14 protein-coding genes, 1 tRNA gene and 1 other RNA gene are annotated in these 13,145 nt (G+C 38.5%); 12 read left to right on the top strand and 4 right to left on the bottom strand.

The window, feature by feature from the left end:
- The 6 genes from eno (at position 1) to BUB71_RS11950 (ending at position 5,192) form a co-directional block, all read left to right on the top strand.
- Positions 1 to 1,287, top strand: coding sequence for a phosphopyruvate hydratase (eno, locus tag BUB71_RS11925; protein WP_073155066.1), 1,287 nt, complete (start codon positions 1 to 3; stop codon positions 1,285 to 1,287).
- A gap of 109 nt (positions 1,288 to 1,396) precedes the next feature.
- Positions 1,397 to 1,630 (top strand): preprotein translocase subunit SecG, encoded by a 234-nt coding sequence (secG, locus tag BUB71_RS11930; protein ID WP_073155067.1) that lies wholly within the window; start codon positions 1,397 to 1,399, stop codon positions 1,628 to 1,630.
- 185 nt (positions 1,631 to 1,815) lie between these two features.
- Positions 1,816 to 4,137, top strand: a complete 2,322-nt coding sequence (gene rnr, locus BUB71_RS11935) for a ribonuclease R (protein ID WP_073155068.1) — start codon at positions 1,816 to 1,818, stop codon at positions 4,135 to 4,137.
- A 27-nt stretch (positions 4,138 to 4,164) separates the two neighbouring features.
- Entirely contained in the window at positions 4,165 to 4,647 is a 483-nt protein-coding gene (gene smpB, locus BUB71_RS11940; RefSeq protein ID WP_073155227.1) for an SsrA-binding protein SmpB, read from the top strand.
- A 94-nt stretch (positions 4,648 to 4,741) separates the two neighbouring features.
- Positions 4,742 to 5,107: a transfer-messenger RNA gene (gene ssrA, locus BUB71_RS11945) on the top strand.
- A gap of 9 nt (positions 5,108 to 5,116) precedes the next feature.
- A tRNA-Thr gene (locus BUB71_RS11950) sits at positions 5,117 to 5,192 on the top strand.
- Positions 5,193 to 5,281: 89 nt separating this feature from the next.
- Here the strand turns inward: BUB71_RS11950 and BUB71_RS11955 are convergent.
- The 3 genes from BUB71_RS11955 to BUB71_RS11965 all read right to left on the bottom strand — a co-directional run bounded on the left by BUB71_RS11955 (position 5,282) and on the right by BUB71_RS11965 (position 8,324).
- On the bottom strand, positions 5,282 to 6,418 hold the full coding sequence (locus BUB71_RS11955; protein ID WP_073155069.1) for a tyrosine-type recombinase/integrase: 1,137 nt from the start codon (positions 6,416 to 6,418) through the stop codon (positions 5,282 to 5,284).
- Between the two features lie 621 nt (positions 6,419 to 7,039).
- Positions 7,040 to 7,831, bottom strand: a complete 792-nt coding sequence (locus BUB71_RS11960) for a GntR family transcriptional regulator (protein WP_084731493.1) — start codon at positions 7,829 to 7,831, stop codon at positions 7,040 to 7,042.
- Between the two features lie 22 nt (positions 7,832 to 7,853).
- Positions 7,854 to 8,324: an NUDIX domain-containing protein gene (locus BUB71_RS11965; protein ID WP_073155071.1), complete on the bottom strand. Its 471-nt coding sequence runs from the start codon at positions 8,322 to 8,324 to the stop codon at positions 7,854 to 7,856.
- Between the two features lie 229 nt (positions 8,325 to 8,553).
- Between BUB71_RS11965 and BUB71_RS11970 the strand changes: the two genes are divergently transcribed.
- The 3 genes from BUB71_RS11970 to BUB71_RS11980 all read left to right on the top strand — a co-directional run bounded on the left by BUB71_RS11970 (position 8,554) and on the right by BUB71_RS11980 (position 9,842).
- The gene (locus tag BUB71_RS11970) at positions 8,554 to 8,763 is read left to right on the top strand and encodes a hypothetical protein (protein WP_073155072.1); all 210 of its coding nucleotides are present in this window, start codon (positions 8,554 to 8,556) and stop codon (positions 8,761 to 8,763) included.
- A gap of 196 nt (positions 8,764 to 8,959) precedes the next feature.
- Positions 8,960 to 9,157, top strand: coding sequence for a single stranded DNA-binding domain-containing protein (locus BUB71_RS11975; RefSeq protein ID WP_073155073.1), 198 nt, complete (start codon positions 8,960 to 8,962; stop codon positions 9,155 to 9,157).
- A gap of 97 nt (positions 9,158 to 9,254) precedes the next feature.
- Positions 9,255 to 9,842, top strand: a complete 588-nt coding sequence (locus tag BUB71_RS11980; RefSeq protein ID WP_073155074.1) for a hypothetical protein — start codon at positions 9,255 to 9,257, stop codon at positions 9,840 to 9,842.
- Between the two features lie 355 nt (positions 9,843 to 10,197).
- On the opposite strand, the gene BUB71_RS11985 is transcribed toward BUB71_RS11980, so the two are convergent.
- Entirely contained in the window at positions 10,198 to 10,428 is a 231-nt protein-coding gene (locus BUB71_RS11985) for a helix-turn-helix domain-containing protein (RefSeq protein ID WP_073155075.1), read from the bottom strand.
- Positions 10,429 to 10,749: 321 nt separating this feature from the next.
- Between BUB71_RS11985 and BUB71_RS11990 the strand changes: the two genes are divergently transcribed.
- Genes BUB71_RS11990 through gapS4a form a run of 3 tightly spaced genes read left to right on the top strand, consistent with a single transcriptional unit; the run spans position 10,750 to position 13,145 of the window.
- On the top strand, positions 10,750 to 11,109 hold the full coding sequence (locus BUB71_RS11990; protein ID WP_073155076.1) for a hypothetical protein: 360 nt from the start codon (positions 10,750 to 10,752) through the stop codon (positions 11,107 to 11,109).
- Between the two features lie 18 nt (positions 11,110 to 11,127).
- The gene (locus tag BUB71_RS11995) at positions 11,128 to 12,171 is read left to right on the top strand and encodes a nucleoid-associated protein (RefSeq protein ID WP_073155077.1); all 1,044 of its coding nucleotides are present in this window, start codon (positions 11,128 to 11,130) and stop codon (positions 12,169 to 12,171) included.
- Positions 12,172 to 12,185: 14 nt separating this feature from the next.
- The gene (gapS4a, locus tag BUB71_RS12000) at positions 12,186 to 13,145 is read left to right on the top strand and encodes a GapS4a family protein (protein WP_073155078.1); all 960 of its coding nucleotides are present in this window, start codon (positions 12,186 to 12,188) and stop codon (positions 13,143 to 13,145) included.

A 13,145-nucleotide genomic window follows, 5' to 3' on the forward strand; every position in this document is an offset into this window, starting at 1 on the left:
ATGGCAACCATTTATGAAGTCAAAGGTCGTGAAGTGTTAGATTCACGTGGCAATCCGACAGTTGAAGTAGAGGTCTTCCTGAGCGATGGCGTGAGCGGACGAGCAATTGTTCCGTCTGGTGCTTCCACGGGCGCACATGAGGCTGTTGAATTACGTGATGGAGACAAAGAACGTTATTTAGGCAAAGGCGTTCAACAAGCTGTCAAAAATGTGAACGATATCATTGCTGATAGTATCAAGGGTTTATCCGCTTATGATCAGGTGTTACTCGATCAGCGATTAATCGAGTTGGACGGTAGTGAAAATAAGGGCAAATTAGGGGCAAATGCAATATTAGGCGTCTCTTTAGCAGTGGCAAGAGCGGCAGCCGCTTCATTAAATGTGCCACTGCACAGCTATCTTGGTGGAGTAAATGCAAAAACGCTGCCTGTGCCGATGATGAATATCTTAAATGGCGGTCAGCATGCGGACAATAATGTAGATATTCAAGAGTTTATGGTTATGCCTGTCGGTGCAAAATCGATTGCCGAAGCAATTCGAACAGGGGCAGAGATTTTCCACCATTTGAAGGCTGTACTGAAGAAAAAGGGGCTTTCTACTTCTGTTGGTGATGAAGGGGGCTTTGCTCCAAACCTTGCTTCGAATGAAGAAGCGCTGGGGACGATTATTGAAGCAATCGAGAATGCGGGGTATCGTCCAGGGACTGAAGTGAAGTTAGCACTTGATGTAGCTGCTACTGAGTTATATCGAGATGGCGTTTATCATTTAGAGGCTGAGGGTGTAACCAAGACAGCAGCAGAAATGATCGATTTTTATGAGCAACTGGTTGAGAAATATCCCATTATCTCCATTGAAGATGGATTAGCAGAGGACGATTGGGATGGTTGGAAGCAGTTAACGGAGCGTTTGGGCGACCAGGTGCAATTAGTGGGTGACGATCTGTTTGTAACCAATACAAAGCGTCTTGCTCAAGGTATTGAACAAGGCGTCGGCAATTCGATTTTAGTAAAAGTAAATCAAATTGGTACTTTAACTGAGACATTAGACGCTATCGAGCTAGCAAAACGTGCCGGATATACAGCAATTATCTCCCATCGCTCAGGTGAATCGGAGGATACAACGATTTCCGACATCGCGGTTGCGACGGGTGCTGGACAAATTAAGACAGGTGCGCCATCACGTACTGATCGCGTAGCTAAGTATAATCAATTGTTACGCATTGCGGATCAGCTAGGAGAGACTGCGCAGTATCCAGGACTTCAAGCTTTCTATCAATTGAAAGGATAACGGAGAAATCAGGCTGATTGCAGATGATAACCCGATTTCACGTTTGAAAAGAAATGTTGGATATGATAGAGTAGAGGTCGATGATTGTTCGGGAAAAGGAGGCCTGGGTGTGGTACTCACAGTTAAGATTGCCTTGGCAGTAGTCAGTGTGTTGCTCGTCTTGGTCGTGCTTTTGCAATCTGGAAAGAGCGCAGGTTTATCTGGGGCGATCGGCGGCGGTGCAGAACATCTCGTCGGAAAAGCAAAAGCGCGCGGAATAGATGCAGTATTGCATAAACTGACCACAGTATTAGCGACTTTATTTATGATCCTTACGCTTACAGTAGGATATTTCATCAAATGATAAAGTAAAGGAGAGACAGCGGATGGTCGAATCGGCTGTCTTTCTTTCTATTAGGTTTCATTTTGAAAATCTGAATCCTCTGATTTGGACTAGGAGTAGTAGATGGGAGTACATTTTGTTAAAATGATGAAATCATTTAAGGGAAACGGAACAAACTAGAGAAGAAGGAGGTGCAGTAGGTACTTATGTTATCTGAACAACAGATTGAAGAATTTATGCTAACAAAAGCATATAAACCTTTAACTTTCGAAGAACTAATTGTTGAACTTTCCATATCTGAGGATGAACGGGAAACATTTGAAAATTTAATGGAACACATGGAGAATGAAGGTCGAATTGTACGTACGCGTGCAGGAAGATATGGTGTACCTGAGCGGCTGCATTTAATTCGAGGTGTACTCCAAGGAAGTAGTAAAGGATTTGGATTTGTGATTCCTGATCAACCCAATAAGCCAGATATATTTATTCGGCTTGATGATTTACACGGGGCGATAGACCAGGATGTCGTATTGGCGCGGATTCATACTCGGAAATCAGATTCTCGTCGACCTGAAGGGGAAATCGTACGGATTATCAAACGAGGTCGTGAGCAAATCGTAGGTCTCTTTTCGCAATTGACCTCGCATTTCGGTTTAGTCGTCCCAGATGATAAGAGGGTCAATGCAGATATTTTTATCCCAGGCGAATTATGTAAGGGAGCAACCGATGGTCAGAAAGTCGTTGTCAAGTTATTGCAGTTTGTTCCAGGTAGGCATACAGCAGAAGGCGAAGTGATTGAAGTATTGGGTCATAAGGATGACCCTGGAATTGATATTATTTCGATCATTCGAAAGCATGGACTACCGGAAGATTTTCCTCAAGCGGTAGAGCAAGAAGCGGAGCAAATTACTGAGACGATCAGCACAGAGGATCGCCAGGGACGACGTGACTTGCGTGATCGCATGATGGTAACGATAGATGGTGAAGATGCTAAAGACTTAGATGATGCTGTTTCTGTCGAAGCACTGCCAAATGGCCATGTTAGATTGGGTGTACACATTGCCGATGTCAGTTACTATGTGAAAGAAGGTTCTGCGCTTGATAGGGAAGCATATGAACGCGGCTGTAGCGTTTATCTCGTCGATCGTGTGATTCCAATGCTGCCAAGACGCCTTTCCAATGGCATATGTAGTTTAAATCCTCATGTTGAACGGTTAGCATTAACATGTGATATGGAAATAGACGGAAATGGACAGATTGTGGATCATGAGATTTATCCCAGCTTGATCCAGACCAATGAACGAATGACTTATCATGATGTGAAAAAGATTATTATTGATCATGATGAGGAGTTAATCGAACGTTACCAACCATTAGTCTCTCATTTTCGTTTAATGGGTCATTTGGCGGAGATTTTACGGAAAAAGCGGTTTGAGCGGGGTGCTATCGATTTTAATTTCCCTGAAGCAAAAGTGATCATTGATGAGGATGGAAAGCCGATTGAGATACGGAGACGTCCTCGTACAGCAGCAGAGCAGTTGATTGAAGAGTTTATGCTTGCTGCCAATGAAACAGTTGCGGAGCATTTCTGTCGCTTAGACATTCCGTTCCTCTATCGTATACATGAGTCACCAGATATTGAACGTCTACAATCTTTTTATGAGTTTGTGAATACGTTTGGTTATACGATCAAAGGGAAAGCAGATAAAGTTCGTCCACGTGTACTTCAAAAGTTATTAGAGAAAATTGAAGGAAAGCCAGAAGAAACAGTTATTAGCACTGTTTTGCTACGGTCGATGAAACAGGCGAAATATGCCGCGGAAAGCGTAGGGCATTTTGGTTTGGCAGCAACGTTTTATACTCATTTTACATCGCCCATTCGCCGCTATCCTGATTTAGTGATTCACCGAATTATACGTGAAGTATTGACCAAGGGTACATTATCTTTGGAGCGGATTGATGAGCTGAATACGTATCTTCCAGACGCAGCCCATCAATCTTCAGTTCGTGAACGTGTAGCGGTGGATGCTGAAAGAGAGACAGTAGCGTTAAAACAGGCAGAATTTATGCAGGATAAGATTGGGCAAGAATTTCCTGGTACAATTAGCAGTGTGACCAACTTCGGGCTTTTTGTTGAGTTGCCGAATTTGATTGAAGGAATGATTCATCTTAGCTATCTAACCGATGACTATTATCATTTTGATGATCGATCTTATACATTAATTGGTGAGCGGACGGCTCGAGTCTTTCGGATTGGGGATCAGGTACGGATTCGGGTGAGTCAAGTCAATCTAGATGAGCGGAAGATCGATTTTGAACTATTAGAGCATATTAGCCAGAAACGGGATCAGCCAGAACAGAAAACCAAGCGTCGCAAGCGTAAAGGCACAAAAGGGAATCGAAAGGCGTTAAAGGAGAAGAAACCAATTAAGAATGGTTCAAAAGCTGAGAAGAAGCCTGCGATGAAGAAGAAAAAGAAAAAAGGGTTAAAGAAAGGAAAACCCAAGTCTCAAAAAAGAACCTTCTAATTGCGAGGTTCTTCTTTTCCTGATAGAATGGGCTTTGCGTATAGGAAGAAGGTGACAAAGATGAAAGTGGTCGCTCGTAATCGCAAAGCCAGACATGATTACCAAATTGAGGAGACTTATGAAGCTGGCATCGTCCTGACTGGAACAGAAATCAAATCAATCCGTCAGGGACGAGTCAATTTACAAGATAGCTATGTGCGGATTGATCGTGGAGAGGCATTATTAATCGGAATGCATATTAGCCCTTTTGAGCAAGGGAATCGTTTTAACGTTGATCCAACCAGAACGCGCAAATTACTGCTGCACCGAAAAGAAATAGATAAGTTGTATGGACAGATCAAGATGAAAGGTCTTACATTGATTCCGCTTGATGTTCATTTGCGTAATGGTTTTGCAAAAGTAGAGATTGGGCTTGCGCGTGGGAAAAAGCTTTATGATAAAAGACAAACAGCAGCAAAACGGGATGCTGATCGTGAGTTGCGTCGCAAGGTAAAAGAGCGATATCAATAACGATCTATCCCTTATAAATCCGAGTTATAAGGGATCAGTAGATGCTTGCGAAAATGCAAAGATAGTGATATAATCTTCTATGCTGTCGAAATCCGGGGGCGTTTTTGGGATTCGACGGGGATAGTTCGAGCGTAAGAAGCGAGTCGAGGGGTTGCGGCCTCGTTAAAACGCATTCGCCAAATGTAACTGGCAAACAAGAAAACTATGCACTAGCTGCCTAATAGATGTAGCTAGGACTCACCTCTTCATCGCCTGTGTGAAGTGGTAGAGTCTCAACTTATAGCAGGCTAGCCAACTCGGTGGTCACAGACGAGAAGGCGAATCTTTATGTGACTGGTTCAAAGCATCGCCTGTCACTGGACAGTGCCGCGAACGAGACCCTTTAAAACAGTGACTGCACTCGGAGAAACTTGCGTGTCGTTATCTTCGGACAGCGGTTCAAATCCGCTCGCCTCCACCAATCACATATGCTGACATAGCTCAGTTGGTAGAGCACATCACTCGTAATGATGGGGTCGCAGGTTCAAATCCTGTTGTCAGCACCAGCATAAAGCCCTTGATAGATAAGAGATGAAAGAAAACCGTCCCTTCTCCCAAAAGGTCGGTTATTTTGATTCAGTGTGTCAGTGGTGTGTCAATCAAATAAGATGGACTGTAGTTTTTCGGTAGCCTGCTGCTGCATGTCGGGTAATACATGGCTATACACGTCCAGTGTCATCACAACACTGGAGTGACCGAGACGTTCACTTACAATTTTGGGATTCTCCCCAGCAGCTAAAAGCAGAGTTGCACAGGTGTGGCGCAGATCATATAAGCGCATATCTGGCAGATCTGCTTTTTTTAGTAGCGGTTTAAAATTTCGTTGTAAAATGTTTCGTTCATGGAGCGGTTGTCCTCGATCAGTTGCAAAGATTAAATCATGATCCTCGTACTGCTTCCCCGCTTGTAGTTTCTGTTTTGCCTGTTCAATTTTGTGTTGTCTAAGAATCTCCAAGGTATCATTTGGGATTGGTACAACCCGTTTACTTCGCTTGGTTTTTGGTTCCTCCAGTTGCCATCCTCCACCTCGATGATTGCGGATTAAAGATCGTTGTACTCGGATTTTTTTATCATGTAAGTCACGCCATTTTAAACCCAATGCTTCACCTGGGCGTAATCCTGTTGTCAGCAGAAGAACAAAGAGAGCATAATGCTTGTCATACACTGCTACTTCAAGAAATTGCTTTGCTTGCTTAGTCGATAAAACTGTCATTTCTTCGCGTTGTACACGTGGAAGCTCCACATAATGAGCAGGGTTCTTTTGAATAATTTGCCATTTCATTGCCTGATTTAACGCTGCATTAAAAACGGCATGTGCTCTTCGAATGGTACTTGCAGACAGCCCTTGCTCAACTAGCCTGTTGTAGGTAGCTTGAATTTCCAAAGGAGTTAATTTACTCAATCTCCGTAGTCCCAAGGTAGGTCGAATGTACAGTCGTAACATATCCATATAACTCTGATATGTACGTTCTCGAACCTTAGCTTTCGCGGAAGACTCTAGCCAATGATTTAAATACTTGTCAACTGAATCCTTTGAAGGCTCTATTAGTGTTCCTTGATCCTTTTGATTTAACAAAGTCAGCAGTTCTTTCTGTGCATCTTTTTTGTTTCCATACACCGTTTTACTAAGATATTTTTTCTTTCCTGTTGCATCTCTGCCCATAAACACCCGAAGTAGATACGTTTGTTGTCCTTGCTTGTTTTTACCACGATCAATTATTTGTCCTGCCATGCTATTCCTCCCCAAGGAAAATTTAATAAATCTGAAAATTAATTATATTAAACTTCCACTAGAAGCACAATAGACACACTGTGATTTTTTAATCCTTGTTTCATAAGGTTTTTAATGCGATACATTTATTTTTAATGAAGTGCTCAACTATGATGCTTCCATGATATAAGCTAATATGATTTTAACTTTCGTCGAATTAGAAATTTAGTTGTCAGCATCTTGTCAGTAGTCTGTCAGTCAATATCCACTGTATCTTAATCTCCGTCTACATGTGGAGTTTTTACATTGTTGTGAGAAGATGGTGTTTTTGCGTGTTAATCGAACTAAGGTCTATTGATTACTTTGTCTTCACTTTGTAAATTATCGGTCGATATCCGAAGAATAAACGATCTATCTTGAGGTTATTTTTGGTGTAAAAAGCAGTAATTCTGAAATTGCTGTAACAGAGGACACATAAGAGATTGTAGTTTTTACATTGTAATGGAGGAGGGGGTAAAAATAAAAACTGAACCACTAAATAAAAGTTTAGGGTTCAGCTCACTCGCTTTGAATCAACATGATCTGTAATCAATTTAATTGTGGATTAATATACTAATTTTCATTGATGAAGTGTCTAGTTCTTTATAAAAGTGCTTCATCATCAATAGAGTAGTGGTATTGAAAATCATGAAGCGCAGCGTTACAGATAATACGGCTATATTCGAACAAAATTTCATCCTCTTTTGTTGTTCCCCATATATGGCGATGCATTTGTACCACGGGTTGGTTCCTTGCCATATTCAAGATCGAGGCTTCTTCTGCTGAGGGCATTCGACAAGATAGTTTTTCTGAAACTTTGGAAGCTATAATATTTTTCTCCCGTTTTAACCAATGAAACAGAGGTGCTTGATGATCTTCTTGTCCAACGAGTTCACCCATGAGTGAAGCAAGTAAATAGGTATCTAACATCCGATAAGGAACACGATCAACAATTTGCACACGATACCGACGCAGAACTTTTTCGTCTATATCGATCTTTAGTTGCTTTGAAATTTCACTACCAGCGGGGACAATAGAAGATGGTTCAATATATCGAACGATCACTTCCTTGCCTTGGGCTCTCATCAAGTGGATAAATGATCCAACTTTTTGGAGCTCTGGACCCATATTTTTTGGAATGATGGCATTGGTATCACCCATTACAATTTTAGCTGTACCAGAACGTACAAAGGCGCCTCCTCTAGGAACAATCTCAATCAAATTCTTTGCCTGAAGTCGAAGTAATGCCGTTCGAATGGTCGCACGACTTACATTTAATTCATCGGCTAATATTCTCTCTGCTGGAAGGCGTTGTCCAGCAGCAAATACTCCTTGGATAATATCGGCTTCAATTTTATCTACTACTTCGTCAATTTTTGATTGTTGGGACATCATATCACCTCACATTGATCGAAAGTTACCGAATAAACGTTTTTTCTGCTTGGGCAAAATAATCCTTTATACGTTTTCTTTGTGCTGGATGCATATCAATTTCATCCAGTTCTTCTTGTGTAAAAAAACGCAGTTGAATCGATTCAGAGCTTACTGTTAGCTCGCCGCGAATAATCATGCAGGCAAAACAGATGGAGAACTGTTGCCGTACTTCTCCATCTGTGTAGGCAATGATGTGGTTTGGATCGGTATAGATGCCAATACACCGTGTCATCTGGACATCCAAGCCACTTTCTTCTTTCACTTCACGTATAATCGTCTCTTCAATCGATTCTCCTAACTCCATCGCCCCACCAAGAAGTGACCATAACTGATTATCCAACCGTTTATGCAGCAAAATGGCTCCCTCTTGATTCACAACTATTGCAGATGCAGCGGGAACGATAGAATTTGGTTTTGGCGCATTTGGATCATAATAAAAATCTTTCCTTGCCAGAAGTCATCTCTCCTTTTCCATTATTACTATCCCAATAGTAGCACAAATTTTAAAAAAGGCGGATCACTGGGTTTACACTGGTACGTACCAATGTTATAATTGACGAAATAAAATGATTAAACAATTTACTTGTTATTCCTATATACACATTCTATTTAGGAAACCAATTTAAGAAGTTCCCACTTCACCTACAGTTTGTCTCCAATGGGGAATCAAAGGGGATCGTTGAATGGAAAAAATAACATTGTGGTTAAACGAGGAGCAGCACCGCATATTGTACCAAACGCTATCCAAACGTAAACAACAGCTAAACGAGAGCTTAATTGGCAAAAGTTCCATACATCACGTAGTCATGCAACATGAAATCCAGTTAATGAACCAAGTGTTAACGCAATTAATGGAATCAACGATAACAAAACCTGAACCTATTCAATTGTAATCCAATGGGGTGGAATGATGGTAATGGGGTGATCAATGGTATTAGGATAAATGTGTTTTAAATGAGTCAAAACAGAAATAAACCAATCTGAGATCATTGCAACGAAACAGATTTGTTACTCAAATAGACGTGCCATTGAATTCACTACCAAATCCTATGTTGACGTCGGAATTCTTCGTCAAGGAGGGTTGTGAACATGGCAAACTCATTTCGGTCATTTAGTGGTCCAATTCATCTACACGGGTTAGCAATGTGGGGAAGTAGTAGACCTGATTGTCCAAGATGTAATGATAATGATAAAGTAATTGAAAAAGATAACGGAGAATACCACTGCCGTAGATGTGATAAGGATTTCAAAGAAGGCGATGAACCAACTTCAATTGGTTTCTTTTAAATAAAGGATATCTCTTGTAAATGAAGAAACAATTAAATATAAACACGATAGCCTCTTGTTCAAGAAGGCTATCTTTTATAAGGAGATGCAAAGAATATTGAAAAAGGCAACACAGCAAGAAATCGCTAGAAAAGTAGCTGCTGAATCGGCATTTCTAGCAGGTTACAAACCTGCTCTCGATGTTCGCCCTAACTTTCGATATTTTGACTATCTAAAGGAAAATTATCCGTATATCGATGAACAAGACAAGTATCAAAACCACCTTTTTTTCCAAACAACTCAGCAAAAAGATGAGTTTCTAACCCGGACAGAGCATTTAGATCATCACGCCATGAATCCAGCCTATGCTAGAGAACTAGGACTTGTCCTTGGTTACCCTCAAAAATCCGTTGATTACTTTGTTTGGTACATAACAGAGGAGACGAAAGGAACTCAAGAATCAACGCTTGAAGAAGGTAAAATAGGTATCAAATATGCAGGTATCGATTTTGCCTCTCACATTGACCTTTTGATCGAGGAAGTACAATGGTTATGGAATACATACGATCATCCATTTGCTAGAGAGTGTATATCTTTTGTAAGAGTCGAGGATGATTTATATCGATTGGAGTATGGGAATGAAGAACAGTTGAAAAAGATCGAACAGTATTTGAGGAAGGAACTTGGACTTACCACTGTTGCGTAGATTGATTAGGAGTAAGAAAAGTACGTATAAAAACTGTTAGTGTGGTATAACTAATTTGGTGAGCGAAATAGCTCGCTTTTTTTTGATTTTTTATTTATCAGGGATTATCTAGTTGATCATAGCGAGGGCTTACCTTTATAAGTCAAGAGAATAGAAAAAGGTATGGTCAAAGAAATTCGTATGATAGATTGCTTGTATGCGGTCTCCAACCATACGATAAATAAGGGGGATTGAGTTGCTTTATATTTAGAGAGAAAGACACAGCTTGATAAAAAGAAGCTTTAAAAAAGAGGTATTGAAATAGACAGTGAAAAAGGAAATTTGGTAACTACTATAAAAACGGCAATTGCTTGGTTTATTTTGGCTTTCTTCGTCTAATTACTTGCTTAGAGGTTCGTTTCCATACTCCAGGAAGAGCTTGTTCGCCATTATCGATCCACTGATTTAATTTAATTTTATCAACCCGAATTTGACGACCTAACCGAACAACAAGCAACAACCCTTCACGAGCCATTGTGTAGACGCGATCTACTTTCACATCCAAAATCTTAGAGACCTCAGTGATGCGTAATAATCTCCTTTCCATAGCAGACCACCTCCAAACCTGAATTATATCAATATAAAAAGAATAGTCAATATATTTATTCTGTTTCGGTTTTTTCAAGGTATACTAGTCTTTATCTTATCTATTTGTGTTGTTGAGTATAAATCATACCTCTGAACAATTCTCAATTAATATGATTTTTATCTTTTCTTTTCTATTTAGTCCTCCAATGTATTCTCATATTTATATCGGAATATTGTTCTTAGATGCTTTTAATTATTTAGTTGCTTTTGAAATGGTCGTTTACATATGGGATAATAAAACGTAACACAGAATATATGTTCTTTTGTGAGGAGAGAGAAAATGGTAGGAAAGATCGTATATTTTGCAGCTACAGGGACCTCAATTGTTTGCAAGGGCAGAGTATTAAGAATGGTAGAAAATGAATGTAATATGGTACAATATTTTATACAAAATATTGATCAAATAGGAACAGTAATATTAACGCAAGAGGAGATCTATTTTTCTGAAGAAGAAGCACAAAAAAATGTTTTGGATAAAGTAAGAAGACAGTACATAAAAATTGTTGAGAGTTTGTCTCCAAAAGAATTATTACAGTACTTAGTTAGTCTTCATCCGATACGTAATGAGATAGATCAAGATGTAAAAAAGACAATCGAAAGATCAATTGAGAATTATTTTGATATAGTATTAGATGATTAGCTAAGAGGGGGATCACAAATGTTAGATTTTACAGAATTAAAGCTTGAAAATTTGGTTATACATAAAGTTGGAAACCGTATGAGGAATGAAAAATTAATTATTGCAGATTCTGTACAAGATTCAATAGACAATGATACTAAAGATGTTTTATTGAAATATTTGCTATCCCCTTTTAGGAAAAAAGAGCCAATTTATAAATTCACTCATGAAACGAATATTAAATTGAATGAAGTTTACGCTTATACTAAAGAGATTTTTGATGATCCTGACAAATTTCATGGATGCTCAGTAAATATACTAAAACATCTTTATAGTGTTTCAACTCATCCGCAAATTAAAAGCGGAGAGTTTTATATGGTGTACTTTAAAGATTGTATAGTTGATAAACAGAAAGTAGATACAATAGGTATATTCAAAACGGAAAATAAGGATATCTATTTAAAAGTTAATGAAAGGTATAACGAGTTTACATTAGGGTATGAGAAAGGAATAAATATAAACAAATTAGATAAGGGTTGTTTAATCTTCAATATAGGTTCGTCGATTGGTTTTCAAGTTAGTGTTGTTGATAATTCCAATGCAAAAGAGGCGCAATATTGGAAGGATGAATTTCTGAAATTAGATTACATACAAAATAGCGACTTCAAAACTAACCACTTCATAAGTATGTTTAATGAGTATTGTAATAATGGTCACGTTAATAATTTAGAAAAGAAAGAGAAAATAATCATGAGAAATAAGGGGCTTCAATATCTTATGGAGAATGATCATTTTGATATTGAAGATTTTAAAACTGAAGTTATCAAAAAACAAGATGAAGTAGAAGGATTTGATAATTTCAGAAAGAATTATTATGAAGAAGAAAGAATTTCGATTGATGATTCTTTTATAGTTACTCAGAATACAGTTCAAAAGATGAGAAAGAAAGTTGATAATAAAATAAATCTTGATGACGGAGTTGAAATTAGAATTAGTAATGCAGAACCAGAGCTAATTGAAAAAGGATATGACGAAAGGAAACAAATGTGGTTTTATAAACTTTTTTATAAAAATGAAGAATAAAAAGGGGATTTAAAATGGCTGGAGAAGATTCCAAAAACTCAGGAGAGTTTGGAGAGAAAATTGTTGAAGGATTGCTTGAACTGATTGGTTGGAGTTCTTTCCAAAAAGGATTGGGTATAGACTGCTTTGATGGAGATTTACATAAAATCGGGAAATCTCCGAAAACCAGACATGGAATTGACTTCTATTACTCATATGATTGTCCCTTAGTAGATTATAGACGAGAGGATATTGTAATTTCTGTTAAACATACAACTAAACCTTATCCTCTAAAAAATCCCACTACTAAATTTAAGGAGTATTTGAAAGACCTTGCGCATGCAATAGAATGTTTCGAACAAGATATTGAATACAAAAGCAGCTTGAATACATCAAATTATATTAAAGATGTGAATACCACTGGAGTTCTTTTCTGGTTATCCAGTAACAAAGATGAAAAGTACGGCAGTGTTATTGAAAAGATAACAAATTTTAGACCCAATAGTAACTTGAGTTTTAATTCTATATATTTGGTGGATAATAAAAGGGCTACCTTTCTTTTAAACACAATTAACTACGCTAGAAATTACGCAAGAAATAAATATAACACTGATGAGGTCAAATTTGTTTACCCTTCAACTGGCTATAATTCTAGTCCTCTAAATAAGGTTTCTAGTGGGGATATTTTACCTGTCCAGTATATAAACTCAACGATACTACCAGTAAGAGTTGATGTCGAAAATCAAGTTTCAATACTATTACTATTCATTAATGATTGTTTTTCTGAACAAAGTTTAAAACGATTGGTTGGTCTATCACACAATTTGACTGAAGGATGGGCTAGTGAAAAAACGATCCTATACCCTGATTATAGTTATATCAAGCATAATCACACAGTAAGTAAGGTTAAACAACAGTATAGAGATCAAAAATTTATTAAGGATGTTTATGTCTCTTCTTATTTGGAAGATATCGGATTGTTGGGAGCTGATTAA

It is taken from the genome of Seinonella peptonophila, from assembly GCF_900129355.1.
Lineage (GTDB): Bacteria > Bacillota > Bacilli > Thermoactinomycetales > Thermoactinomycetaceae > Seinonella > Seinonella peptonophila.